Origin of the sequence: Gilvimarinus agarilyticus (assembly GCF_000832015.1) — a bacterium.
Classification (GTDB): Bacteria; Pseudomonadota; Gammaproteobacteria; order Pseudomonadales; family Cellvibrionaceae; genus Gilvimarinus; species Gilvimarinus agarilyticus.
Genome location: NZ_JXCJ01000001.1, coordinates 3,388,465 through 3,413,276 on the forward strand (window position 1 = coordinate 3,388,465; position 24,812 = coordinate 3,413,276).

The following is a 24,812-nucleotide window of genomic DNA, read 5'->3' on the forward strand; positions in this document are numbered from 1 at the left end:
GCTACATTATTTGCCAGCCGCACCCAGCATTCGCTATGCTCACTAGAAGAGTACGTATTCCAGCCCAGCCCTATCAGTAAGAGCAGCCCCATGAGCGAAAGCGACCATAAAGTAGAACCCATCCCCATTGCCCGACGAGTCGAAAACGGCTTGCGTGCGCTCGACCGCTGGCTGTGGCAAGTCGAAACCGCTCACCGCTCTAAAGCCCATCAAAGGTTTTGGCATTTGTCACGGGTGATTGTCGCCGTGGTGCGCGATCTCGTGCGCGGTGATATTACCCTGCACGCTATGAGCTTGGTGTACACCACGCTCTTGTCCGTCGTGCCATTTTTGGCATTAAGCTTTTCGGTGCTAAAAGGCTTTGGAGTACACAACCAATTAGAGCCAATACTCGATCACCTATTGGCGGCGCCGCTGGGCGACCGTGGCCCGGTGGTGGTGCAAAACATTCTAAATTTTGTCGACAACATTAAAGTCGGCGTGCTGGGCTCGGTGGGGCTAGGGGTATTAATTTATACGGTTATCTCGCTGATTCAAAAAATTGAACGCTCGTTTAACGAGATCTGGCGCGTCAGCGAAAGCCGCTCGTTAGCCCAGCGCTTTAGCAGTTACCTAAGTGTCATCATGATTGGCCCGCTGCTGGTATTCTCCGCCATGGGGGCTACCGCCGCGCTGGTTAACAGCGAAACCATGCAACACCTAATTGATTTTGCTCCCCTGGGTTGGTTGTACGGCTTTTTATCCAGCGCCATGCCCTATGTCATTATTATCGGCTTGTTTACCTTCCTGTATGCGTTTATCCCCAACACTCGGGTTAAGTTGCCCCACGCCTTTTTGGGCGGTTTGGTGGCTGGTGTTATTTGGCAAACGACGATTTTTGGTTTTACGCTGTTTGTTTCATCGTCCAATAACTATACCGCCATCTACTCCGGCTTTGCCGTTGGTATTTTATTACTCATTTGGCTGTACCTGGCGTGGTTAATTTTACTGATTGGCGCGGCCGTGGCGTTTTACTCGCAGCACGCGCAACAGATTACCCGCTCACGGGTTAACCGCCCCTCTGCCCGTCTGGATGAGCTAACCGGGCTGGCCATCATGCACAAAGTGGCTGGCAACTTTGATTGCAATGAGGGTGGCACCTCGATTGCTCAGATGGAGTCAAACCTATCCGTTGGGCCGGAAGTGATTCAGCGTATGATCAACAAAATGATCAAATTTGATTTGGTGATGATCTCGGGCCACGATGCTAACTGCCTGGTACCGGCCCGCTCGCTCGATCAAATTTCACTGCGTGAGGTGATTCAGGTAATCCGCCGGCATCAGAGCGACATCCCCTCAACCCTGCTAAGCAACACACCGGTAACCACACTGGAAACCCGTATCGAAACCGCTTTGTATGCGGAGCTGGGCGAGCAGACGGTGGCCGACTGGGTGCGGTCCACCGCCGAGCATCCGCTTATTTCACCGGATGCAAACGGGTAAAGAGTTTTTTCGCAATGGCGGTATTGTCTTGGTAGCCAGCGAACTGCTCGGCATCTACGCCGGCAGCAAGCACAGGAACATCACCGCCAGTGTGACCACTGGTGGTCCATCCGGTGTAGCTGGCCTTATCAATCACCGCGAGTAACGCCGCTCGCAGCTGAGTTTTGGCGTTGTTTTTATCCGCAGTAGTCTCGGCACCCAGTAAGGCATCAACCAGCGGCCCAATTGCCGTTTGTTGCTCGGGCGCAAGCTCAATTGCCGTTAGCTCAAGCCACTTTGCCGGCCAGGCATTGCCGGCCTCTTGTAGCTTGCGCACCAGCTCATTTGCCGATGCTTTAACCCCGCGCACGACGGAGGCGCGCCACTCGTAAACCCCATCAGACCCCATGCTCAAACCACCGGTACTGTGGTCGGCGGTCGCCACCATCACTGTATGTTGATGGGCGGCGACATAGTTGGCCAATACCTGTAAGGCCTCTTCGGCATCGCGCATTTCAGCCATCGCACAGGCAATATCATTGGCGTGGCCACACCAGTCAATCTCACTGGCCTCCACCATTAAAAAGAAGGGCTTATCTTTGGGCAACAATGCGAGAGCTTTGGTGGTCATAATCGCCAGGCGATTTGCCGGCGGCTCATCGATGGCAAATGGCAAGCCTTTGGGAGCCAATAGCGCCAGCGCTGGCGCCTTCTCGATACTCTCAAGCGCAGCAAAACTGTCGGCGTATTGATACCCTAACGCTGTAAACTCCTCAACCAGATCGCGGCTCTCACGCTTAAAGTACTGCTCGCCGCCGCCAATCAATACATCGACCCAGGGTTTATCCGCAATCCGGTTATCGAGATACTGATCGGCAATTTCATCGTATTTTTGACGACTATCTACGTGCGCGGCAAAGCTTGCCGGTGTGGCGTGGTTAATCTGGCTGGTAGACACCATAGCCGTGCTGTAGCCCAGCTTTTTGGCGCGCTCCAACAGCGTCTCGACGGGCTCTTTGTGTGGGTCAACGCCAATCGCACCGTTAAAGCTTTTTACCCCTGACGATAGCGCAGTAGCACTCGCCGCCGAGTCCGTAACCAGCTCGTGACCGTGCGGGTGTGTGGCCGAAGAGCCAATGAGGTAGCGGTCAAACACCGTTTCTTCGATTTGCTCGGTGGCCGGGTCATCGGCAAAATGGCGATACGCGGTTAAGTACTCCATGCCCATACCATCACCAATAAAATAGATTACCGACTGGGGCTGTGCGGCCGCAACACCTCCCACCTGGCACATTAAACATAAGGCCATCGCGGCCAGAGCTTGCTTCATAAACGCTCCCTACTAGTAGCTGTTATTTACAGGTTTTAGATCGAGGTAATTGCGCCCCCTCAAGATGGAACGTATAGTGCCAGATAATGATAAAAAAATAATGACAGTCACCCATGTCTAGTATGCATAAGCCAACACCTGAGCTATCAGCCAACCATCGTGCGCATATCGAGTGCCGCCACATAGGCCGCGAGCGGTACCCTCTGCTGGTTATTGATGACTTTTTAACCGCCCCCGAGCAGCTTGTCGAGCTGGCGAGCCGGGCCGAGTTTAAGCCCACGCAGGGCTTGTTTCCTGGTCATCGCGCGCCGGTACCCCGTGCCTATACCGATGCCCTTGAGCACGCTCTGCCGCCGCTACTCGCCGATGTATTTGGCACTCGTCCAGGCGATATAAAGCGGGTCGAATCGAGTTACTCGTTAGTAACTCAGCCGCCCACCTCACTCAAACCCTTACAGCGCATTCCGCACTTTGACTCGCGCGACACCCGTGAGCTGGCCAGTATTTATTTTTTATGTAACCGGTTGAGCAAGCGTTACGGCGGCACAGGCTTTTATCGCCACCGCCGCACGGGGTTTGAGTCCATCACCGATGAGCGCTTTAGCCGCTATATGGCGGCGCTGGAACAGGATGCCCAACAAGCGGGGCTACCTGCCGCCGACTATATTCGTGGGGATACCGCCGCTTTTGAAAAAATCGCCGAAGTGCCCGCGCGCTACAACCGACTGGTGATATACCCCTGCACGGTGCTGCACTCTGGTTTAATCGGAGCAGACTTTGATTACTCGCAAAACCCCACACAAGCGCGTCTGTCCATTAACAGCTTTTTAGTCAATGGTTAGCCATTGATGAGGCGTGGGCACGGCAGCCGTCTTGCCAAGGTAACCTATTCAAATAAACACAATAAGGAGTCTTCACATGAGCTTTTCATCCAAAGAAGCCGCCCGGGCCTATTGGCGCGCCAATATTCGCTGGCTGCTGGGTTTGCTGTCAATTTGGTTTATCGTCTCTTACGGGGCGGGTATTTTATTTGTCGATCAACTTAACAACATCCGCTTAGGGGGCTTTAAGCTGGGCTTTTGGTTTGCGCAGCAGGGGTCTATTTACACGTTTGTTATTCTGATTTTTGTCTACGTTCGCGTGATGAATCAGCTCGATAAAAAATTCGGCGTAGAGGAAGAGTAAGCCATGGATGTTCAAGTACTTACATTTATTATTGTCGGCATTACCTTCGCGCTGTATATCGGGATTGCCATTTGGGCCCGCGCCGCCAGCACCCAAGAATTTTACGTCGCCGGTGGCCATGTACCGCCGCTGGCCAATGGTATGGCAACCGCCGCCGACTGGATGAGCGCGGCCTCTTTTATTTCGATGGCGGGGATTATCTCGTTTAGTGGCTACGATGGCAGTGTTTACCTTATGGGCTGGACCGGCGGCTACGTTTTGCTGGCTTTGTGCCTGGCACCTTACCTGCGCAAGTTTGGTAAGTTTACGGTGCCCGACTTTATCGGCGATCGCTACTACTCACAAACCGCGCGCACGGTTGCCGTAATTTGTGCCATTTTTGTCTCGTTCACCTATGTTGCCGGACAAATGCGCGGCGTGGGCGTGGTGTTCTCACGCTTTTTAGAGGTGGACATTACTCTCGGCATTATCATCGGTATGGGCATCGTGTTTTTTTACGCCGTGCTCGGCGGTATGAAGGGCATCACCTACACCCAGGTGGCGCAGTATTGCGTGCTTATTTTTGCCTTTATGGTGCCAGCAATCTTTTTAAGTTTAATGATGACCGGCTCGCCTATTCCGCAAATTGGCATGGGCTCTACCATGGCCGATGACCCATCGGTATTTTTACTCGATAAGCTCGACGGGCTTAGTGAGTCGCTCGGTTTTAATGCCTACACCGAGGGTAAAAAGTCCACTATTGATATGTTCTGTATCACCGCCGCGCTGATGGTGGGCACCGCTGGTTTACCCCACGTTATTGTGCGCTTTTTTACCGTACCCAAAGTGCGCGATGCACGCAAGAGTGCAGGCTGGGCGCTGATCTTTATCGCCATTTTGTACACCACGGCACCGGCTATTGCAGTATTTGCCCGCGTTAATATGATCGATACGATTAACGGCCCTGAAGCTCAGGGCGTTGCCGCCGCCGAAGCACCGGGCTGGATCGACAGTTGGGAAACCACCGGTCTTGTGGCCTGGGACGATAAAAACCAGGACGGCCGCCTATTCTACAGTGGCGATGAGCGCAACGAGATGACCATCGATCGCGACATTATGGTACTGGCCACCCCCGAGATTGCCCGCCTACCCGCGTGGGTGATTGCGTTAATCGCCGCCGGCGGTTTAGCAGCAGCACTGTCCACCGCGGCGGGCTTATTGTTGGTTATATCAACGTCCGTCTCCCATGACTTACTCAAAAGAAACCTGATGCCCAACATCAGCGAAAAACAAGAGCTGTTGTTTGCCCGTATAGCCGCCGCCGTAGCGATCTGCGTGGCGGGGTACTTGGGGGTTCACCCGCCGGGCTTTGTCGCCGAGGTGGTGGCATTTGCCTTTGGCCTGGCAGCGGCAAGTTTCTTTCCCGCGATTATCATGGGGATTTTCTTTAAAGCGATGAATCGCGAGGGCGCCATTGCCGGCATGATTTGCGGCCTCTTATTTACCACGGCTTATATCCTGGTGTTTAAAGGGATTATTATGGAGCCGTTGCTACCTAACACCAAAGAGTACTGGTTACTGGGTATCTCGCCCGAAGGTATCGGCACTATCGGCATGGTGATTAATGTGATCGTCGCGGTAACCGTGTGGAAGTTTACACCGCCGGCGCCGAACGAGGTACAAGAGCTGGTCGAATCGATTCGCTACCCGCAAAAAATTCAGGCCTAATCCAGGCCTCTGGCAGTGACAAATGTCACCCGCAATGGGTGACATTGCTCAGTAGTTACTCACACCAATGAGCGGCACAATAGCTCCTGACACAAACACTCAGGAGCTTTCCCATGGCCATCGCCTTACTCGATTATTTCTCGGCCACACTTGTGTGCAGCTATGATGCGCTGTGCAATATAGCGCCGTGGCTCGGGCAATGGGCTAAAGTAACCCTGAGCGTCAATTGGCTAATGCTGGCAGTTGCCGGCTATCTGCTTAACCATTAATGAGGCCAGTTATGAACAACGTCGACTACACTGCGGAAAACGCCGATAACAGCCCTCATTACTTTAGTAACGATCGGCTGTATTACCTTTGGTTAGTTTTTAGTGCTTATTACTTTATTCCGATTTTCGCCATGCCGTTAACGGGCTGGAAGTTGGTGTTGTCTTTGCTTGGCTACGGGGCTTTTGTCGCCACCTACATCAGCCTGCGTTTCACCCCGAAAAAATACTGGCCCTTTGCCGTCGCGCTCATCATTGCAATCGCCACCGCCAGCTCTTTTGTAACGCCGGGCGCCTCTAACTTTTTTATGTACACCGGCTTTTTTCTCGGCGTTATGTTGCCGCTGGGCTATTTCATCGGGGCCATTGCACTAATCGTAGCGGGCACCTACTGGCTGGGTGAAGCATTGGGTTACCCCTTTTTGTTTTTTAGTTTGTACATTTTAATTGGCACACCCACCATTGGTATGATCGGTGTGGTGGAGCGGCTAAGAGCCCACAGCGTGCGACGGGAGCAGCAGTCTCTGGAAGAGATCCGCTCGCTGGCGCAGTCGCTCGAGCGCGAGCGCATCGCCCGGGACTTACACGACGTTATCGGCCATACACTGTCCACTATCGCCCTTAAAGCCGAGCTGGCGCAAAAATTACTCGATCGAGACCAGGCCGGGCCCGCCGCGGCTGAGCTCAGCCAATTGCAACTGATCACGCGCGATGGCTTGCGTCAGGTGCGCGAAACCATCAGCGGCGTGCACCGCACCAGTCTCGCCGGGGAACTGGAGAATTTATCCCTACTGATGAGCGAGCAGGGCATTCACTTTTTGCAACAGGGCGAGCCGCCGCGGCTTTCGCCAAAAGCCGACGCGACTCTGGCGCTGGTAGTCAAAGAGCTAACCACCAATTTGTTGCGTCACAGCAACGCCCGGCAATGCACCCTGAGCTTTGCGCACGACGGCGACAGCCAGCAGATCACATTAGAAGACGATGGCGAGGTAACAGAGTTTACCGAGGGCAATGGTTTACGCGGTATTCGCCAGCGCCTGAGTGAGCTGGGAGGTCAAGTGTATATCTCGACTGAGCCCGGGTTTAGCGCTCAGATGAGCTTTCCGGGCCAACCGACCACAACGGAGAACACGGCATGAATATACTACTAGCAGAGGATCAGGCGATGCTACGCGGTGCACTGGCAACACTGTTAGAGCTAGAGCCGGGGTTTAGCGTCACGGCGGTAAGCGACGGTTTAACAGCTCAGGCACTTTTACAGGAGCAGTCGTTTGATCTGCTACTGACCGACATTGAAATGCCAGGCTTAACCGGGCTGGAGCTCATCGCTTGGCTGCGCGAGCAAAACAACGCCTTGGCCAGCATTATTATCACAACATTTAATCGAGCGGGTTTTATTCGCCGCGCACTGGCGCTTAATGTCGGGGGCTTTCTGTTAAAAGACGCCCCCTCCGATCAGTTGGTCGATGCTATTTATCGGGTGCACCGCGGCGAGCGGGTGATCGACAATGATTTGGCCATTCAGGCACTGGGAGACCGGGACCCGCTCACAGATAAAGAGCGCCGTGCGCTGCGCCTGGCCCACGAGGGTTTGAGTACAGCGCAAATCGCGCAGCAGTTATGCTTATCCGAAGGCACGATTCGCAACTATCTATCTGAAGCCATCAGTAAACTCGGTGCCGGCAACCGGGTAGATGCCGCGCGAATTGCACGGCACAAAGGCTGGCTATAACACCCGTTAACGCACGGTTACCTGAAATGAATCCACTAACTGATGCAGGGTAACGGCGGTATTTTGTAAGCGGTCCGAGCTACCGCGCAATACACGATACACCTGATTCATGGCATCACTGGAGTTAGCTACCTCACGGACCCGGTCACCACTTTGACGACTGGTTTGCTCGATGTGCTGAATCGCATCAAACATTTGCGCCACGATTTCATGCAACTGAGCGTTATCCGTGGAGGACTCTTCAGCCAAACGCAACCCCCGGTCCACCTCTTCCACACTGGATTCCATATAGCTGGCAGCCTTTTGCGACTCCGATTGAATCGACAAAATCTTTGCACTGATATCTTCCGCCACTTGAGCGGTGCGACCGGCCAATGAGCGCACCTCTTCGGCCACCACCGAAAAACCCCGACCGTGCTCGCCGGCGCGGGCAGCTTCAATTGCGGCGTTAAGCGCAAGCAAATTGGTCTGCTCGGTAATGCCGCCAATCATGCTAACCATACCGGCAATATCGGAGGTCTGATCATTGAGCCGATGAATGGTTTCGGCCGAGCGCTCGACCACATCACGAATCGATTGCGTACCGGTTTGTACCTGGGCCAATTGCTCGCGGGCCTGTTTAACCACCTCGTCCATGGTGGTTTTCATTTGGTTCGCGGTCATACTGGCGTTACTGATTTCGCTGATTTGATCTTCCACCAAGGCAAGCATTTGCTCAACCGACGTGGACACGGTTTGCGACGTATCGCGAGCCTGTTCGTTGCGTGTTAGCATTTGGTCGCTGTTACTTTTTACATCGTTAGCCGCACCAATCACTTCGCCCACAATATTATCCAGGTTATCAATAAAGCTGTTGGTCCAACGGCCTAAATCACCGGTTTCATCGGGCGCAAGCTTGCGGGTATCTAGGCGCTGACGCAGGTTACCACCACCCTCGGCAATGGCGTGAATCATCTCAGTCATTTTACCAATACGCCGCGCCAAGCGGCGCGGGCCGCGCTGGCGAAAAATAAAAGCACTGGCCGCCAACAAGCCCGCTGTTGCCGCGTTAATACCCCACAGAGGTAACTCGGCAAAGCTGTGCAGCAGCGCATTACCACCAAAGACCAACAATACCGACAACGCATACTGACGCATCATGGTGTAGGTGACTGAGCGAAACCGGTACACCTCTTCGAGATCACCTTCACACATCATGCCCCAGCGATCGGGTGAACCTTTTAACGAAAAAGTCACGCCTTTGCCAATCACAGGAATGTGGCGATAATCCGAGTAGCCAGGGTAAGTCACAAACAGGTTACTGCCGTTTTTGATGGTCTCGCGCACCCCGGGGTGTAACTGCCCGGTGGCCGGATCGGTAAAACGAATTTCAAACTCTGTATGGTCGCGCACGCCAACCACACCCCAATTGGTGTGAATGCCAGATTTAAGATTTTCACCGTGAGAGAAAGTGCTATCTTCAAACCGCGAGCGCGACAAGGCCGTGCCCGTAGCAATGCTTCGATCAAACGTAGACTCGACCATAAACAAATAATTATCGCCTGACTCGGTAAAAATATGGCCGGCCTCGCGCTGAATCAAATCACTCAGTACGTCGTTAGGGTAGCGCGCGCATAAGCTGCCGGGGCTGCCATCGATTAGCGTCACCGGAAGATAAAACATTAACGTAACGGCATCATGAAACTTTGAACTGGAGGGCCCGATTTTTTCGGTGAGCCCGTCCACGTAAGGCCCGTGTAAAAAAGGCTCGGCCAAGCCCGCCGCCACCGCCTTGTTGTCTAAATCGCGGGTGCCTTTGTGGCCGGGGTAAGTAGATTCAATCACTTGCCCTGTGGAGTCGATCAAAAACAACTCAGAGCAATCCTTCATACGCTGGTGCTGGCGCGGCAATACCGCCTCTGGCTGCACATCGTCTGCGGCCAAACGCGCCGCCACGCTCTCCAAGTGACGCCACTGGGACTCTACCCATTGGTGCATTAACCGAATACGGGTATTGGCGATACTCTCAAAGGCCTGCTCCATCAGCGCGTAGCGATTGCGGTTTACCCGGCAAGACCAACCCAGTGATAGTTTGCCGTTGGCGCCAAACCAATCAAGCCAGCGGCGTTCCTGACCCGACAATTGCATTTGATGACTTTTTAGGCTCATGGCTTACTTCCTTTAACAAGGCCCCTCTGTGAGGGCTTAGAGAATTTTGGTTAGGCGACACCGAGGTGGACCCCGGGACAAGTAAGATCTTTGTAAAAGCAGAAATCAGGCCAATCGCGTCGCATTATTCAACAGTGCAAAAATAGCGGGGAAACTAAAAAGCCCCCCTAAAAAGCGCACCATTTAAGTGCAAGAGACTCAAAAAACATTAAAAAAACGACACTCGGGCGAGTGTCGTTAGGAGATATATCGACCACAGGGCCTAGGAATTTAGCGAGAAAACACCACGGTTTTACTGCCGTTTAACAGCACGCGGTGCTCGGCGTGCCAGCGCAGCGCACGATTAAGTACCACCGCCTCGATATCGCGGCCAATCTCAGCCATGCCCTCAGGGGAATTAACATGTGACACTCGCTCGACGGCCTGCTCAATAATCGGGCCCTCGTCCAAATCGGCGGTCACAAAGTGAGCGGTAGCACCAATCAGCTTGACGCCGCGCTCATAGGCTTGGTGGTAGGGCTTAGCCCCTTTAAAACCGGGCAGGAACGAGTGGTGAATATTGATGGCGCGGCCTTGCAACTTGCGACATAAGTCATCGGAGAGGATTTGCATGTAACGCGCCAGCACCAGACAGTCGGCCTGGCGATCTTGCATCAGCTGCCACAGGGCGGCCTCTTGTTGCGGCTTAGTCTCGGCGGTAATAGGCAAGTGCACAAACGGTAGATCGTACCATTCCGTCAGTGGCCGCATAACCTCATGGTTAGACACCACACCGACAATATCAATGGGCAGTGAACCGTTCTTCCAGCTATTGAGTAAGCTATTTAAGCAATGCCCCCACTGTGACACCGCAATCAGCACTTTAGGCTTGCAGGCCGTATCACTGATTTGCCAATCCATTTGGTACTGTTCGGCGACCGGCGTAAACAACGCATTGATATCGTCCATACTAACGCCCTGGGGGCAGTCAAACACGGTACGCATAAAAAAGCGGCGCTGATCGGTATCTTCAAATTGCGACGACTCGGTAATATTGTAACCGCGCTCGGCAAATAAGCTGGCCACCCGTGCCACTAACCCTCGTTGATCCTGACAACTAAAGGTCAGCACGATTTCTTTTACATCAGCCATAGGTTGCGCTCTCACTCCACTGCGGTTATCGGCTTATTGCTCTAAAGCGCGCAAAGATTATCCTATCGCCCTACCGGACTCAAGAGCAGCCCCGCTAATAGCAGGGCCTGAGCGCTAGGCAGCAACGCTGGGCAGCACCCATGCCAAAATAACTGGCAACGTAATAAAGGCCATGGCGGTAGAGGTCACCACCATGGCGGCAACCTCCTGATAGTCCCGCTCGTAGCGCAAACTTAAAATATAGGTAAAAACCGCCACGGGCATTGCTGATTGCAACAGCACCACCCCGCGCTCAACGCCGGTTAAACCCAACGCTGTCACCACCGCGTAAGCAATGGCAAGCCCTCCGCCGATGCGCATTGCGCTAAAAATCACACTGTACTTTAATTTTTTAACTTTTAAACGGCCCAGCGACACACCCAGGGTAATCATCATCAATGGGATGGCAAAGCCGCCTAACAAGTCCAGCGTATTTGCCAGCCACAAAGGCACCGGGGTATCGCTAAACAGCAGCGCCAGTGCCAGCAACATAGCCCACAGCACTGGCTGGCTCAAAACGGCCCGCGCCATAGCCCGCGGCCCGTGGCCACCGGCCACCACGGCTAAGCCCATGGTAAAGGTAATAAACATCATCACCAAAAAGTAACCCAGCGCTAACGCCAAGCCCTGCTCACCAAATGCAAACAGGCACACGGGTAAGCCCATATTGCCGTTATTGGGTAAGACAATCGGCGGCAGGTAAGTGGCAACATCGAAACCCTTTACCCGCAATACCCCGTAGGCCAACACCCCGGTTAAGCCCAACACCAATGCCGCCGCCAGGGCGACACGGGTGATACTGGCCAGCTCGACATCGGTACTGGCCATGGATGAGACGATCAGGCACGGCGTACCAACGGTCATCACCAAGCGCCCGATAAAGTCCGAGGGATACTCAGCGCCCGAGCGGGCCCAAATAAAACCCACCGCCGTTGCGATAAATACCGGCGCTAAGATCGGCAACAAAGTTAAAAGCAACGCAGACTCCAAATTTTGACAGAATAAAGGCCGTTAGCCGTAACGGGCAGTAGTGCGTGATGTGATATTGTAGGGGACGATCTGGGTTATTATAGGGTAATCTGCCGCAATAAGCCGAACGACCAGTACCCCGACTATAAAGAACACCTCAGGAGCAATTATGGATTTCCGTATCGCGAGCCTCTCGATATTAACCTTAACTCTGGCAGGTGCCGCGCAAGCGGACAACCCAGCCTGGCAATTTAAGGTGGGTGGTTTTCACCAATACACTGATATCGCCATTGCGTCCGGGGTCAACGATAACGACCGCCCGGGTACCGAGCTCAGCCTGGAAGATCTGGGCCATAACGAGAGTGACACAAACCCTTGGTTTAGCGCCACCTGGCAAATCAGTGAGAACTGGCAGCTGTGGGGTAATTACTCGAGCTTTACCAGCAGTGCCGACACCGCGGTGGACTTTGCCTTTGAGTTTGGTGACCTGGATATTCCGCAAAACATCGATGACATCGAGGGCACCCTGATGACCCGCTCGGAGTACGATGCCAAGCTCTATGTGATCAACCTTGGGTACAACCTATATCAGTCGACCACGACTAAAATGGACTTAGGCTTGGGGTTGCACTTGATTGATATGAGTATGTCGATTGATGCACGCACCGTTACCGACAACGCCACCCGCGAAATAGGCACAGGCACAAGCAGTGTAAGCGCCCCGCTGCCCAACATCGTCCTATTTGCCAGTCACGACCTAAGCCCGCGCTGGAAGGTCTCTTCAACGCTGGGCTGGCTATCGTTAAAATACGATGAGTACGATGGCGGGCTAACCGCGGCAGATGTTGAGCTTGACTATGCCATTACCCCCCATATTGGCTTGGGCGCCGGTTACCGTTGGGTCGACTATGATTTGACCCAAACCAAGCCACGGTTAACCAATAGTTTTGATGCCACCTTTAGCGGCCCAACCGTTTATGTTACCGGCCGTTTTTAAGCCCGTAACAAGGGCCGCTCTGGCCCTCAAATCTAAACGAATAAACAGCAAAAGCGTCATAAAGATTTAATCTAATTCAAGCTCACGGCCCCCTTTAAATCACAGTCCACGACTGTGTGGGGCCGCAACGTTAGTGATCACTTCACCCACCAACTACCCACAAGTTATCCACACGTTAAGAGTGGTGTTCTGCACTTGCAATCGTCCTCAAACCGCATTATCTTGTATCCCACTTTAGAAAAACACCTATATATAGGGTTTTCAGATAAACACGGCAGACGAGCTAAGCGGTGGCAAACACCCCCTCTGGCGCCTTTGCCAGACACAGCGCGGCTTACCAGTCTCGGCGCCATAAAGCATGGGCCTATGTAACCACGCTGCTGCCTCAGAGATAACGAGTACGAGCAGGGCTTATCCAGCCCGACTTTTGGTGACCCTTTTTTTGGCACCGCTATTATTTTTGATACTTCTATATTGGTAGTCGGTGTAGTTGGTATGGGCACCTTGATATTGGCATATTGATGCGTTGGTTTTACCCATAACCACCCGGTGTCAGGTAAAGCAAAGCGGTTATTAACCTATTCATAACCGCAGCAACGATCAAAGCCCGGCACGAATACAGATATCAATATTTTGTACTCCTTAAATAAGTACACATTAGTTCAACAGGTTGTAAAACAGCCCCTGTAGCACCGTGGCGTGCCGCAGCGGCTGGAGATACATTTTCGCAATATTATTAGCGGGAGCACCCCGCACCCCGAGACCAGTAGGGAATTTTCCACGGAGATCTTCATGCAGACAGACACACACTCGTCCCAAGCCTCAACTTCCAGAAGCGACGACACCCATCAAAACCTGGAGGCAACGGCGCCGGGCCAGCTGCGCGTCATTAAGCGCAACGGCACCGTGGTACCCTTTGATGCCAGCAAAATCGCTGTGGCGATGACCAAAGCATTTTTGGCGGTCGAGGGCGGCACTGCCGCGGCCTCAAGCCGTGTACACGAAACTGTGGACAACCTTACCAAGCAAATTACCGCAACCTTTAAACGCCGCATGCCCTCGGGTGGCACCGTTCATATCGAGGACATCCAGGACCAGGCCGAATTGGTGTTAATGCGCTCAGGCGAGCAAAAAGTTGCTCGTGACTATGTTCTGTACCGTGAAGAGCATGCCCGTCTGCGCGCCTCTAAGCACCCGGACGACGCACCGATACAACCCGATCCCGACTACCCCACCGTTCAGATCACTCAGGACGATGGCAGCACTGCGCCGCTGGATATGGTGCACATCCGCACCATCGTCTCCGAAGCCTGTGCCGGCTTAACCGATGTCGACGACAAGGCCATCCTCGATGAAGCCATGCGCAACCTGTACGACGGTGTCAGCCTTACCGACGTCAACACCTCACTGGTCATCACCGCCCGGACACTAGTCGAAAAAGAGCCTAACTACAGCTACGCCACCGCGCGCCTGCTGCTGGATAAACTGCGCTCTGAAGCCTTGGGCTTTTTGGGTGTGGCCGAAGCGGCGACCCAGGCAGAAATGCACGACTACTACGCCCGTGCCCTGCCAGTTTACATCCGCAAAGGTGTCGAGCTAGAGCTAATCGACCCCGAGCTATTAAACTACGACTTAGAAAAACTCGGCAAAGCCCTGCTGGCCGAGCGCGATTTGCAGTTTACTTACCTGGGCCTGCAAACCTTGTATGACCGCTACTTTATTCACAGCAACGATGTTCGCATCGAGCTGCCGCAAATTTTCTTTATGCGTGTCGCCATGGGCTTGGCCGCTGAAGAGGACAACCGCGAAGAGCGTGCCATTGAGTTTTACCGCCTGCTGAGTTCGTTCGATTACATGAGCTCCACCCCGACACTGTTTAACGCCGGTACCCTGCGCCCACAGCTGTCTTCTTGCTACCTAACCACCGTGCCCGACAACCTGCACGGCATTTACGGGGCAATGCAAGATAACGCCATGCTGAGCAAATTTGCCGGCGGCCTGGGTAATGATTGGACACCCGTTCGCTCCTTGGGCGCCTACATTAAAGGTACCAATGGTCGCTCGCAGGGCGTGGTGCCCTTCCTTAAAGTCGCCAACGACACCGCCGTTGCCGTTAACCAAGGCGGTAAGCGTAAGGGTGCCGTGTGTGCCTACCTCGAGACCTGGCACTTAGACATCGAAGAGTTTCTGGAGCTGCGTAAAAACACCGGTGATGACCGCCGCCGCACCCACGATATGAACACCGCCAACTGGGTTCCCGACCTGTTTATGAAGCGCGTGTTTGAAGACAAAGAATGGACGCTGTTCTCGCCCAACGATGTACCGGATTTGCACGACTTGTTTGGCAGCGCATTTGAAGAGCGCTACACCCATTACGAGCAACAAGCTGCCGCGGGTAAAATCAAGCCGTTTAAAACCGTTCGCGCTCTGGATTTATGGCGTAAGATGCTCGGCATGCTGTTTGAAACCGGCCACCCCTGGATCACGTTTAAAGACAGCTGTAACCTGCGTAGCCCACAGCAACACGCCGGTGTCGTGCACTCGTCTAACCTGTGTACCGAAATTACGCTTAACACCAAAGCCAACGAAGAGATCGCTGTGTGTAACCTAGGCTCCATCAACCTGGCGCAACACATTGTCGATGGCAAGTTAGATCAGGATAAATTAGCCAAAACGGTTAAAACCGCTATCCGCATGCTCGACAACGTCATCGATATTAACTACTACTCGGTAGACACAGCGCGCACCTCTAACCTGCGCCACCGCCCCATTGGCTTGGGCATTATGGGTTTCCAGGATGCTCTGTACGCACAACACATCGCCTACGGCTCGCCCGAGGCCGTGGAATTTGCCGATACTTCGATGGAAGCCATCAGCTACTACGCCATTGCCGAATCCTCTAATTTGGCAGCCGAGCGCGGCCGTTACTCAAGCTTTGAGGGCTCACTCTGGAGCCAGGGTATTTTGCCAGTAGACTCACTCGAGATCCTCGCCCGCGAGCGCGGTGCCGATTACCTGCAGGTAGATCGCACGCAACGGCTCGACTGGGACACCCTGCGCGAAACCGTGAAAACTCAAGGCATGCGTAACTCCAACGTAATGGCGATTGCGCCGACAGCAACCATTGCCAATATTACCGGTGTGAGCCAGTCGATCGAGCCGACCTACCAAAACCTGTACGTTAAATCGAACCTGTCCGGTGAGTTTACAGTTGTTAACCCATCACTGGTTCGCGATTTAAAAGCACAGGGTTTGTGGGACAGCGTGATGGTTAACGACCTCAAGTACTACGAGGGCTCACTACAAAAAATCGACCGCATCCCAGACGACATTAAGCAGCTCTACGCCACCGCATTTGAAGTCGAGCCGCGCTGGATTGTCGAAGCGGCCAGCCGCCGTCAAAAGTGGATCGATCAAGCGCAAAGCCTCAACCTGTATATTTCAGGCGCCAATGGCAAGAAGTTGGATGTGACTTATCGGATGGCGTGGTTCCAAGGCCTTAAAACCACCTACTACCTGCGTGCCTTGGCCGCTACCACCACCGAGAAGTCGACGATTAGCACCGGCTCTCTCAACGCGGTGTCATCTGGCAGCGGTGCCAGTGGCTCGGCCGCGGCCAGCAGCGCAGCGGCCAGTGCCACTAGCGAAGCAAGCGCTCCGCAAGCGGCGCCTGTACCACAGGCTTGCTCGCTGGACGACCCCGACTGCGAAGCTTGCCAGTAGTAGAACTCAGCTACCCCGCGCGGCGGGGTAGCTCGCCACACTTTTTACCGAATACGATCAAAAGGATACCGCCAACATGTTGAGCTGGGACGATTTTAACGCTGAAGAAAACGCTCAAGCCGCGCCAAACCCTGCGGCGATGGCAAAACCCTCCAAAACCGAGACCAAGCCTTCCGAGGCTGCTCCCGTAAATGAAGCGGCACCAGCCACCGAGCCTACCACCAATAACGACGCAATCCGTCAGGCGCGCGAGTCACTGGCACAACTGGACGTCGCCCCGGGCCTGGAAGAGCTGGAAATCGGCGCTCAACGTATCGAAGTTGACGACAAGCGCATGATCAACTGCCGCGCCGACCTCAACCAGCTGGTGCCCTTTAAATACGACTGGGCCTGGCAAAAATACCTGGACGGCTGTGCCAACCACTGGATGCCGCAAGAGGTCAACATGACCGCGGACATTTCACTGTGGAAAGGCAAAGAGGGCCTGACCGAAGACGAGCGCCGTGTGGTTAAACGCAGCCTGGGTTATTTCTCTACCGCTGACTCGCTGGTTGCCAACAACTTAGTACTGGCACTGTATCGCCTGATTACCAACCCTGAGTGTCGCCAGTATATTCTGCGTCAGGCGTTTGAAGAGGCGATCCACACCCACGCTTATCAGTACTGCATCGAGTCACTGGGCATGGACGAAGGCGAAGTATTTAACATGTATCGCGAGCTGCCCTCAGTAGCGGCAAAAGCGGCCTGGAGCCTGAAACATACTCAAGCGCTGGGCGACCCAACCTTTACCACCGGCACGCCCGAGACAGATCAAGAATTGTTGCGCAATTTGGTGGCTTTTTATGTAGTCACTGAAGGCATCTTCTTTTACTGCGGTTTCAGCCAGATTCTGTCCATGGGCCGTCGCAATAAAATGACCGGGGTTGCCGAGCAATTTCAGTACATTTTGCGCGATGAATCCATGCACCTTAACTTTGGCATCGACGTCATTAACCAGATCAAACTCGAAAATCCGCATTTGTGGTCTGCCGAGTTCCAGCAGGAAGTCACGCAAATGGTCATCGAGGGTGCCGAGCTGGAAATCGCCTACGCCCGAGACTCTATGCCCCGTGGTATTTTGGGTATGAACGCGGCCATGATGGAAGAGTACCTGCACTTTATCGCCAACCGCCGTCTGGCACAGCTGGGCCTTAAAGAGCAGTACGCCGGTGCGCAAAACCCCTTCCCGTGGATGAGCGAGATCATGGATCTGCGTAAAGAGAAAAACTTCTTTGAAACCCGCGTCATCGAGTATCAGACAGGCGGGGCCCTAAGCTGGGATTAACCGTTACAACCCGGGTGGCTGATCTTCACCCGGGTTTTCTTTCTTATTAAACCGGATCCAACCATGAGTAAATCCAACCGTCCCGATCCCGAAGAGCTTCTGTTTACCCTTAACCAGCTAGAACAAACCGCAGAGGTGATGGGGCGCGTTATTAGCCGACTAAAACGTCAGGTGGCCGAACTCGCTCCGGCAGCAGCCCACTCTCCGAAAAAACGTCCGGTAAATCGCAGCAATAATCCTAAGCCACCGCGCCGCACGTTACATTAATCCGGTTTACCGTCTTATAGACGCTCCTGCGCTACAGGCGTTTATCGGCTGCCCCTACCCTGCACTGCTGTTATACTCAAACCAAAGTCCAACACTGAGCCAAATGGTTTGATCAATAACCCTAACGACATTCAGCCAACACAGCGCAACGGCACCCGCCGCGGTTTGGTCGTAGGGTGGCTACGCAGGTTAGACCTCCAGATTGGCATACTGCTGCTTGTGCTAGGCGCATCAGTTACCGCGTTACAAAGCGATAAATTATTACAGCACATGCAAAGTGAGTACGGCGACGATGGCAGTGCTCTACTGCAAGCGTGGTTTCGGCTACTCAGCGAGCAAACCGACCAGACCGAGCTGAATAAACTCACCGCCGTTAACGACTTTTTTAATCGCAGCATTACCTTTAGCGATGACACCCTACTATGGCGTAGTAAAGATTACTGGGCTACCCCACTGCAGACAATGGGCGTACGCGGTGGTGACTGTGAAGATTTTAGCATTGCCAAATATATGTCGCTGCTTGAACTCGGCTTTGAACCCGACAAGCTGCGCCTGATTTACGTCAAAGCCAGGCTCGGCAATCAGGCTCAAGCGCATATGGTGCTTGGCTATTTTGCCAACGCCAGCGCCGAGCCTTTAATTTTGGATAATCTCAATCCCGCTATATTGCCCGCACGAAGCCGATCAGACTTAACCCCGGTTTTTAGTTTTAATAGCCAGGGGCTTTGGCTCGGCGGCAGCAAATCACAATCAGACCCTACCGCTCGCCTATCGCGCTGGCGCGACGTGCTGCAGCGCATGCGCGATGAGGGTTTTCTCTAATGGTAATTATGTATAAGCAATGGCCCTATTGGGAGTCACTATGTCACTAATTAAACAACTCTGGATCGGTATTATTTTAATACTGCTATTGGCTATGGGAGGCAGCTTTTTTATTAGTACTCTCACGGCTAAAGCGTATCTGGAGCAACAGTTACAGCTCAAGAACATCGACAACGCCAACTCACTCGCACTGTCGATCACGCAAATGCCAAAAGATCCGGTATCGCTTGAGCTGCTAATTGCCGCCCAGTTCGATAGCGGCCATTATCAGTACATTCGGTTTACCGATCCCGCCGGCGAGGTTATCGCCGAGCGTCACTTTCAGGGCACCACCACCGACTCGGTACCCGAATGGTTTAACCGCATGCTGAATATTGCCCCCAAACCCGGGCTTGCTCAGGTACAAGATGGCTGGCAACAATATGGCACTATCGAGCTACTAAGCCATTCCAGCTACGCCAAACAAAAATTGTGGCATAGCACTCAACAACTACTGCAATGGTTATTGATTGCAGCGCTCGTGTGTGGGCTGTTAGGCACGGTTATTTTACGCTTTATTACCAATCCGCTAAATCAAGCCGTCATACAAGCCGAAGCCATTGGCCAGCGTCATTTCGTTACCTCAAGCGAGCCTAAAACGCGAGAGTTACGGCGTTTGGTGCGGGCTATGAATAAACTGTCGGTTAGTGTCAAAGCCATGCTGGACAAAGAAAGACAAAAGCTAGAGCGTTTACAAATCGCCTCTCAAAAAGACCCTCTTACCAATCTGTCAAATCGAGAGCACTTTGTTAATTTACTAGACAGCGCCACTGTGCGTGAAGATCACGAGCAGGACACAGCGATTTATTTAACCCGCCTGCTTAATCTGGCAGAGCTCAACCAACACCTGGGGCGAGATAAAGTCGATCAACTGCTGGCCGGCTTGGGACAAGTACTGAATGACGTCAGCCAAGGCAGTACCGACGACTTTGCCGGCAGGCTTAATGGTACGGATTTCGCGGTGGTACTATCAGATACTCACCAGATCGAAAAAAACGCCCACCGTATCAGCGCCCATATGCTAGACAAATTGCGTGAGCTAGGCATTGACACCCAACTGGTGGGCTTACCATTAGCCGCCAGCTCGCTTAAAACCGGCGAGCCAAGAGGTCAATTACTCTCGCGCCTCGATGGTTTATTGGCGCTCGCTGAGCAAAAAGGTAATCGCGGCATCGTAGTCCAAAAGCCAGAGCAAACCCAAGGTTTACAACGCAACCTGGCGGATTGGCGCGTCAGTATTGAGCAAGCGATTAACCACTCGGGCATCGCGCTGGCAGAGTTCCCTGTACGTGATCACAGCGGCGGAGTCATTCACTTCGAGCGACCGGTTCGTTTAAACATTGATGACAACTGGCAAAGCGCGGGCTACTTTGTCGGCTGGGCTCGCCGTTTAGGATTACTCGCACATATCGACGAACATGTCCTTAGCACCGCATTAGGCGACATTAAAGCTAAGAACTTACCTTACGCTATTAATGTTTCAGAAAGCTCACTGTGCGACGCCCACTTTAGGACGCGAGCTCTGGAATTACTCGGTCAAACTCTCGAGTTTAATGCACACTTGTGGATCGAGTTCCCGGAGAGTTGTGCAATCCGGCAAATGCCACTGCTTAAACAGTTTAGCCGCGCGTTGCGCGATTTAGGCTGCAAAGTGGGCCTAGAGCATGTCGGGTTAGAGTTTACCCGTATTGAAGAGTTACAGGGGATTGGGCTCGATTATCTAAAAATCGACAGCGCGATTATTCGTGACGTCGATAATCAGAGCACCAATCACTCCTATATTCAAAGTTTGTGTCGTATCGGCCACTCACTGGGGATGACCATGATTGCCGAAGGGGTAATGACCAGAGCCGAGCAGCACACGCTAGCCACATTGGACACCGACGGAGCCACCGGCCCAGGCATTCAATAGTATGTGTAAACGGTGTAGCTAAAGTGACAGGTGGTCGTCATCACTCCAAACAAAATCATCATTCACCTGATCGCGCACTTCCCGGCGGCTTAGCAATTTTTGCTGTGCCGCCAGAGGCAAATCAGTAAAGCGAATCACCGACTTATCAATCAACAAATTCACCACATCCTCCATCACCCGGGCCATTTGCAGATCCGACTGTTCGAGTTTCCGCTGTGCCTCGGGTTTAGATTCCTGAAAGAAAAGCGCCAGCTCCTCTGCCTCGAGCTCAATCGGCTCGTCTACCCCTGCTATTTTCTCTCGACTAACGGCACAAATCTCACCATTAGGGTTTCGGCTCACAAACATTTTTGCCTCACGGGCGCCGCGATGCGGCGCCATTACTGTCGTTGGATGGATACAGGTTTAATCAATAACCAAATGATTATTATCGAGTAAGTATTGGATAATTTCACCGCTAGAGCTGAAGCCCGACATATCGACCCCCTCTAACGTGATGATTTGATCTGTCTTCTCCAGCTCGCCGTTGTAGCCACCTGCAGACAAACCATCGAAATTACTAACACGAATCACAGTGTCGACACCGTCTGACTCCGCGTAGAGGTAGTCGGAAATATTATCTTCACTCTCATTCAGTAAAAGGTCAGACAAATCCAGACTATCGCCTTGCGATAGAGAGAAATCCATCACTACGTCTTCAGCCGGATCTGCTAAGACTCCCTTGTCGCCCAGGTGCCAAGCAAATGTATCTGCCCCTAAACCACCAACCAAGAGGTCGCTTCCACCATCGCCGGCCAAGGTATCATCACCCAAGCCACCAATGAGAACGTCATCGGCATCACCTGCTCTCAAGTTATCGTTGCCATCAAAGCCTTTCAAGGTTAAGGATTGTGATCCACCCCAGCCACTGGTATCAATTGTGTTGTCACCGGCGTTGCCGAGCTGCTGATTGTCAGTTACATAAATCGTTGAGGTGACGGATGCGCTATGGTCATTACCATCATAAATAGTAATGGATATATCCCGTGCACCATTCACGGAGCCGTCATCGTCAAAACCAACCATTTTTAACGCATTCACATAGTCGGCGTGCGTTGCAACTCCACCAATAGTCGCCGTAGAGCTTGATGCATTGTAATTGTAACTAAGCCCACCAGGGAGGCTACCATTCACGGTTAAGCTGTCACCCGCTTGTGGATTAACAATTTGTATCTCGGCCGAGAACAATCGAGTTCCATCAAGATCGCTGATCAACAAATCCGCATCGGTTATAGGTAATGGGTTCCAGGTTGGCCCAGCATCAAAGTATCCACCATTAGCCTTGCCAGAGCTGTCATCCGCATCCAGATCAATAACGGGTGCGTTATTGGCCGGCCGAACCTCGACAGGAACCGCTATAGTATCTGTTCCACCATTGCCATCGGATACTGTATATGTGAATGAATCCTGACCAAAGAAACCGCTATTCGGCGTATACGTTACGGTTTGCCCATTAGTAGTCACTGTTCCATAGGTTCCGTTGGTGATCGCCGAAACACTCAAGGTATCTCCATCAATGTCGGTATCGTTCGCAAGCACATCGATGGTAATCGCGCTGTCCTCATCAGTCGTAATGGGAGCACCTCGGTAAGACATGTTGACAGGAGTCCACATATCATTCCCGAAAGAGTCAAATAAGCTCCCGTCAAACACATACTCACCACCTTGATCCCAGTAATAAATTTCTACCTCATGAGAGCCGGCGGTCAAGAAAGTACTTTCAGAATAGTTACTGGGCGCTGTAATAAAATCAGCGACAAATGTTTGCTGACCATCGATGAAAACCACAAAGCCGTCATCATGGCGAATATTAAAGTCATAAATGCCATCCTCAGCTACATCAAACACGCCAGCAAAGCGCACGATGGCGTCACCAGAGCTTTGCGTGGTGTAACGAATGACAGACGAATCATCGCCGTTATCCGCCAACCAGCTTTCTAAGTTTGAGCCCGTGCCTAAGTTTGCACGGTAGTCTGAGTCGTTCCGAACGACAGAATAATCAAACCCGGTAGTGATAAAGCCCGCATCTGGAGCGTTACTGCCGGTAAACCCGATAACTTGAGAGATAGTTGACAAGTTCGGTCCATCAACCCCCTCGTTATAAACCCAGAACTCTGAAGCAAAGCCGCCCGAGCTCAAACCTGTGTCGGTTACCGCTACAGGGGCGTCGTTCGCACCGGAAATGTTCAGGGTTGCGGCGGAATCGAAAGTGCCATTACTTGTCGCCACGCTATAGTTAAACGCCAGCTGAGCATCCTCACCCACAGCCAGGAAGTCTAACAAGTGGTTGTCAACATTCGTCCAGGCGACATCGCCATTTTCGTAGACCACAAGTTCAGCACTTGCGTAAGTACCATTATGTACAAATGAGTACTTAGCCACTTCACCAGCGCTCGTCGACTCATTGGTAATCGTAAACTCAGAAGCCGCATTCACCCCGTTAACAAGTAACGTTAAACCTGTTACCGATGCAATCGAGTTACTACTTGATTGAGGTGTGGTGTTTTCCAGTAGATTTAAAGCACCTAATGCAATGTTCTGGTCTTCAGTGATCGAAACAGATTCACCGTAATCCCTTGGGGTATCGGCCTGATCATCATGGATAGAAATATTCAGTGTCGCGCTATCGCTAAAGCCCACACCATCACTCAGTGTATAAGTAAATTCATCGGCACGCTCTAACGTAGATAACGATAGATTATCAACATAAGCCACTTCGTTATTTGCCGTGGTGTTTGCATTCAATGCCACCACCACAGAGCCATTGCTATCGAGTGTCAGGGTAGTTGAGACCTGAGTAGTGCTACCATTCGCTGGCGAGAAGGACTCGACCGTTGAACCATTTGCAATAACATTAAAATAATCCTGCGAGCCTCCAGAGGTTTCCCAGCCGCCAGTTGTTCTAACATCGAACATCAATGTCACTTGTTCACCCGCCATATCGGCCCCAAAACTAAAGGTTTGAGTGGCAGTGCTATCACGCCCAATTCGCAAACTATTCGACTGCTGAGAGACACCAGATCCACTCCAACCCTCTCGATTAGAACCGAAGCTATGCTCGACTACCTTGTGATTCACAGCATTAATTAAGGTATAGGTATAATCCCCAAAATTGGCGGAGCTATTGTCTGTGTTCACCACTAAGGTATTTCCCTCAGCGGTTGTAATGACGGATTGACCTACCGTGCTGTTATCAACACTACCGCCCGCAATAGTAACGGCCAAAGACAACCCATTCGGCAAAGCAATATCATCAGCCAGCAGATTCCCAGTGGTTACCTCCGCGGTACTCGCGCTGTTACTTCCGCCAGGTAGCGCCTCTTCATACACATCCCCAGCGTTATCGTTTAAACCCGGAACATAGACGGTGACGGTCGCCGTATCAGTGCCCCCGTTGCCATCACTAACAGTGTAATCAAACGTTGCCTCACCACTAAAATTAGCGTCGGGAGAGAAAGTCACACTGCCATTAGCATTGAGTACGACAGAGCCATTAACAGGGTTGCTAACCGCACTAATAGTCAATGTATCGCCGTCCAGGTCGGTGTCGTTTGGCGTAACGATGTCGTCCACTGTCAAATTAACAGAGGTGTTTTCTGCCGTAATGGCGTTGTCATCTATAGCTACTGGCGCATCGTTTATGGGGTTCACGGTGATGCTCACGGTGGCGGTGTCGGTCTGCCCGTCCGCGTCGGTGATGCTGTAGGTGAAGCTGTCACTG

19 protein-coding genes are annotated in these 24,812 nt (G+C 52.6%); 13 read left to right on the top strand and 6 right to left on the bottom strand.

Features of this window, described 5'->3' with window-relative positions; translation table 11 throughout:
- The first annotated feature begins 90 nt into the window (after nucleotides 1–90).
- Entirely contained in the window at nucleotides 91–1,482 is a 1,392-nt protein-coding gene (locus SD69_RS14810) for a YihY/virulence factor BrkB family protein (RefSeq protein WP_052481195.1), read from the top strand.
- Here the strand turns inward: SD69_RS14810 and SD69_RS14815 are convergent.
- Nucleotides 1,457–2,791 carry an alkaline phosphatase gene (locus tag SD69_RS14815; protein WP_041523828.1) on the bottom strand — a complete coding sequence of 445 codons (1,335 nt, stop codon included), beginning with the start codon at nucleotides 2,789–2,791 and terminating at the stop codon, nucleotides 1,457–1,459. The genes SD69_RS14810 and SD69_RS14815 overlap by 26 nt on opposite strands.
- A 113-nt stretch (nucleotides 2,792–2,904) precedes the next feature.
- Here SD69_RS14815 and SD69_RS14820 point away from each other — a divergent pair, with 113 nt between their 5' ends.
- The 6 genes from SD69_RS14820 to SD69_RS14840 all read left to right on the top strand — a co-directional run bounded on the left by SD69_RS14820 (nucleotide 2,905) and on the right by SD69_RS14840 (nucleotide 7,681).
- Nucleotides 2,905–3,633 (top strand): DUF6445 family protein, encoded by a 729-nt coding sequence (locus SD69_RS14820; RefSeq protein WP_052481196.1) that lies wholly within the window; start codon nucleotides 2,905–2,907, stop codon nucleotides 3,631–3,633.
- 76 nt (nucleotides 3,634–3,709) lie between these two features.
- Nucleotides 3,710–3,976: a DUF4212 domain-containing protein gene (locus tag SD69_RS14825; RefSeq protein ID WP_041523829.1), complete on the top strand. Its 267-nt coding sequence runs from the start codon at nucleotides 3,710–3,712 to the stop codon at nucleotides 3,974–3,976.
- 3 nt (nucleotides 3,977–3,979) lie between these two features.
- Nucleotides 3,980–5,683, top strand: coding sequence for a sodium:solute symporter family protein (locus SD69_RS14830; RefSeq protein ID WP_041523830.1), 1,704 nt, complete (start codon nucleotides 3,980–3,982; stop codon nucleotides 5,681–5,683).
- A gap of 113 nt (nucleotides 5,684–5,796) precedes the next feature.
- Nucleotides 5,797–5,952 carry a hypothetical protein gene (locus tag SD69_RS18820; protein WP_157471711.1) on the top strand — a complete coding sequence of 52 codons (156 nt, stop codon included), beginning with the start codon at nucleotides 5,797–5,799 and terminating at the stop codon, nucleotides 5,950–5,952.
- A gap of 11 nt (nucleotides 5,953–5,963) precedes the next feature.
- Nucleotides 5,964–7,088 (top strand): sensor histidine kinase, encoded by a 1,125-nt coding sequence (locus SD69_RS14835; RefSeq protein WP_052481197.1) that lies wholly within the window; start codon nucleotides 5,964–5,966, stop codon nucleotides 7,086–7,088.
- Nucleotides 7,085–7,681 carry a response regulator transcription factor gene (locus tag SD69_RS14840; protein ID WP_041523831.1) on the top strand — a complete coding sequence of 199 codons (597 nt, stop codon included), beginning with the start codon at nucleotides 7,085–7,087 and terminating at the stop codon, nucleotides 7,679–7,681. The genes SD69_RS14835 and SD69_RS14840 overlap by 4 nt, the downstream gene beginning before the upstream one ends.
- A gap of 6 nt (nucleotides 7,682–7,687) precedes the next feature.
- On the opposite strand, the gene SD69_RS14845 is transcribed toward SD69_RS14840, so the two are convergent.
- From SD69_RS14845 to SD69_RS14855, 3 genes are all read right to left on the bottom strand, one after another.
- Entirely contained in the window at nucleotides 7,688–9,829 is a 2,142-nt protein-coding gene (locus SD69_RS14845) for a methyl-accepting chemotaxis protein (RefSeq protein ID WP_084591598.1), read from the bottom strand.
- A 270-nt stretch (nucleotides 9,830–10,099) separates the two neighbouring features.
- The gene (gene purU, locus SD69_RS14850) at nucleotides 10,100–10,960 is read right to left on the bottom strand and encodes a formyltetrahydrofolate deformylase (RefSeq protein ID WP_041523832.1); all 861 of its coding nucleotides are present in this window, start codon (nucleotides 10,958–10,960) and stop codon (nucleotides 10,100–10,102) included.
- Between the two features lie 114 nt (nucleotides 10,961–11,074).
- On the bottom strand, nucleotides 11,075–11,977 hold the full coding sequence (locus SD69_RS14855; protein WP_041523833.1) for an AEC family transporter: 903 nt from the start codon (nucleotides 11,975–11,977) through the stop codon (nucleotides 11,075–11,077).
- Between the two features lie 160 nt (nucleotides 11,978–12,137).
- On the opposite strand from SD69_RS14855, the gene SD69_RS14860 reads away from it, so the two are divergent.
- From SD69_RS14860 to SD69_RS14885, 6 genes are all read left to right on the top strand, one after another.
- Nucleotides 12,138–12,965: a TonB-dependent receptor gene (locus tag SD69_RS14860; RefSeq protein WP_041523834.1), complete on the top strand. Its 828-nt coding sequence runs from the start codon at nucleotides 12,138–12,140 to the stop codon at nucleotides 12,963–12,965.
- 792 nt (nucleotides 12,966–13,757) lie between these two features.
- Entirely contained in the window at nucleotides 13,758–16,688 is a 2,931-nt protein-coding gene (locus SD69_RS14865; RefSeq protein ID WP_041523835.1) for a ribonucleoside-diphosphate reductase subunit alpha, read from the top strand.
- Between the two features lie 76 nt (nucleotides 16,689–16,764).
- Nucleotides 16,765–18,012 carry a ribonucleotide-diphosphate reductase subunit beta gene (locus SD69_RS14870; RefSeq protein ID WP_041523836.1) on the top strand — a complete coding sequence of 416 codons (1,248 nt, stop codon included), beginning with the start codon at nucleotides 16,765–16,767 and terminating at the stop codon, nucleotides 18,010–18,012.
- Between the two features lie 63 nt (nucleotides 18,013–18,075).
- Nucleotides 18,076–18,279 carry a hypothetical protein gene (locus SD69_RS14875; RefSeq protein WP_041523837.1) on the top strand — a complete coding sequence of 68 codons (204 nt, stop codon included), beginning with the start codon at nucleotides 18,076–18,078 and terminating at the stop codon, nucleotides 18,277–18,279.
- Nucleotides 18,280–18,387: 108 nt separating this feature from the next.
- Nucleotides 18,388–19,101 carry a transglutaminase-like cysteine peptidase gene (locus SD69_RS14880; protein WP_232301214.1) on the top strand — a complete coding sequence of 238 codons (714 nt, stop codon included), beginning with the start codon at nucleotides 18,388–18,390 and terminating at the stop codon, nucleotides 19,099–19,101.
- Between the two features lie 40 nt (nucleotides 19,102–19,141).
- Complete coding sequence (locus SD69_RS14885) at nucleotides 19,142–21,052, top strand: bifunctional diguanylate cyclase/phosphodiesterase (protein WP_041523838.1); 1,911 nt, start codon at nucleotides 19,142–19,144, stop codon at nucleotides 21,050–21,052.
- An 18-nt stretch (nucleotides 21,053–21,070) separates the two neighbouring features.
- Here SD69_RS14885 and SD69_RS14890 read toward each other — a convergent pair whose 3' ends face one another.
- Both SD69_RS14890 and SD69_RS14895 read right to left on the bottom strand, forming a co-directional pair.
- Nucleotides 21,071–21,394: a hypothetical protein gene (locus SD69_RS14890; protein WP_408606040.1), complete on the bottom strand. Its 324-nt coding sequence runs from the start codon at nucleotides 21,392–21,394 to the stop codon at nucleotides 21,071–21,073.
- 63 nt (nucleotides 21,395–21,457) lie between these two features.
- The coding region (locus tag SD69_RS14895) for a tandem-95 repeat protein (RefSeq protein WP_041523839.1) at nucleotides 21,458–24,812 on the bottom strand (3,355 nt) is incomplete at its 5' end.

What these genes read in the sequence shown, in the direction of transcription:
- SD69_RS14875 (WP_041523837.1), top strand. Translation starts at nt 18,076, where the DNA reads ATGAGTAAATCCAACCGTCCCGATCCCGAAGAGCTTCTGTTTACCCTT.
- SD69_RS14815 (WP_041523828.1), bottom strand. Translation starts at nt 2,791, where the DNA reads ATGAAGCAAGCTCTGGCCGCGATGGCCTTATGTTTAATGTGCCAGGTG.
- SD69_RS14825 (WP_041523829.1), top strand. Translation starts at nt 3,710, where the DNA reads ATGAGCTTTTCATCCAAAGAAGCCGCCCGGGCCTATTGGCGCGCCAAT.
- SD69_RS14870 (WP_041523836.1), top strand. Translation starts at nt 16,765, where the DNA reads ATGTTGAGCTGGGACGATTTTAACGCTGAAGAAAACGCTCAAGCCGCG.
- SD69_RS14860 (WP_041523834.1), top strand. Translation starts at nt 12,138, where the DNA reads ATGGATTTCCGTATCGCGAGCCTCTCGATATTAACCTTAACTCTGGCA.
- SD69_RS14835 (WP_052481197.1), top strand. Translation starts at nt 5,964, where the DNA reads ATGAACAACGTCGACTACACTGCGGAAAACGCCGATAACAGCCCTCAT.
- SD69_RS14820 (WP_052481196.1), top strand. Translation starts at nt 2,905, where the DNA reads ATGTCTAGTATGCATAAGCCAACACCTGAGCTATCAGCCAACCATCGT.
- SD69_RS18820 (WP_157471711.1), top strand. Translation starts at nt 5,797, where the DNA reads ATGGCCATCGCCTTACTCGATTATTTCTCGGCCACACTTGTGTGCAGC.
- SD69_RS14840 (WP_041523831.1), top strand. Translation starts at nt 7,085, where the DNA reads ATGAATATACTACTAGCAGAGGATCAGGCGATGCTACGCGGTGCACTG.
- SD69_RS14865 (WP_041523835.1), top strand. Translation starts at nt 13,758, where the DNA reads ATGCAGACAGACACACACTCGTCCCAAGCCTCAACTTCCAGAAGCGAC.
- SD69_RS14830 (WP_041523830.1), top strand. Translation starts at nt 3,980, where the DNA reads ATGGATGTTCAAGTACTTACATTTATTATTGTCGGCATTACCTTCGCG.
- SD69_RS14845 (WP_084591598.1), bottom strand. Translation starts at nt 9,829, where the DNA reads ATGAGCCTAAAAAGTCATCAAATGCAATTGTCGGGTCAGGAACGCCGC.
- SD69_RS14885 (WP_041523838.1), top strand. Translation starts at nt 19,142, where the DNA reads ATGTCACTAATTAAACAACTCTGGATCGGTATTATTTTAATACTGCTA.
- SD69_RS14810 (WP_052481195.1), top strand. Translation starts at nt 91, where the DNA reads ATGAGCGAAAGCGACCATAAAGTAGAACCCATCCCCATTGCCCGACGA.
- purU (WP_041523832.1), bottom strand. Translation starts at nt 10,960, where the DNA reads ATGGCTGATGTAAAAGAAATCGTGCTGACCTTTAGTTGTCAGGATCAA.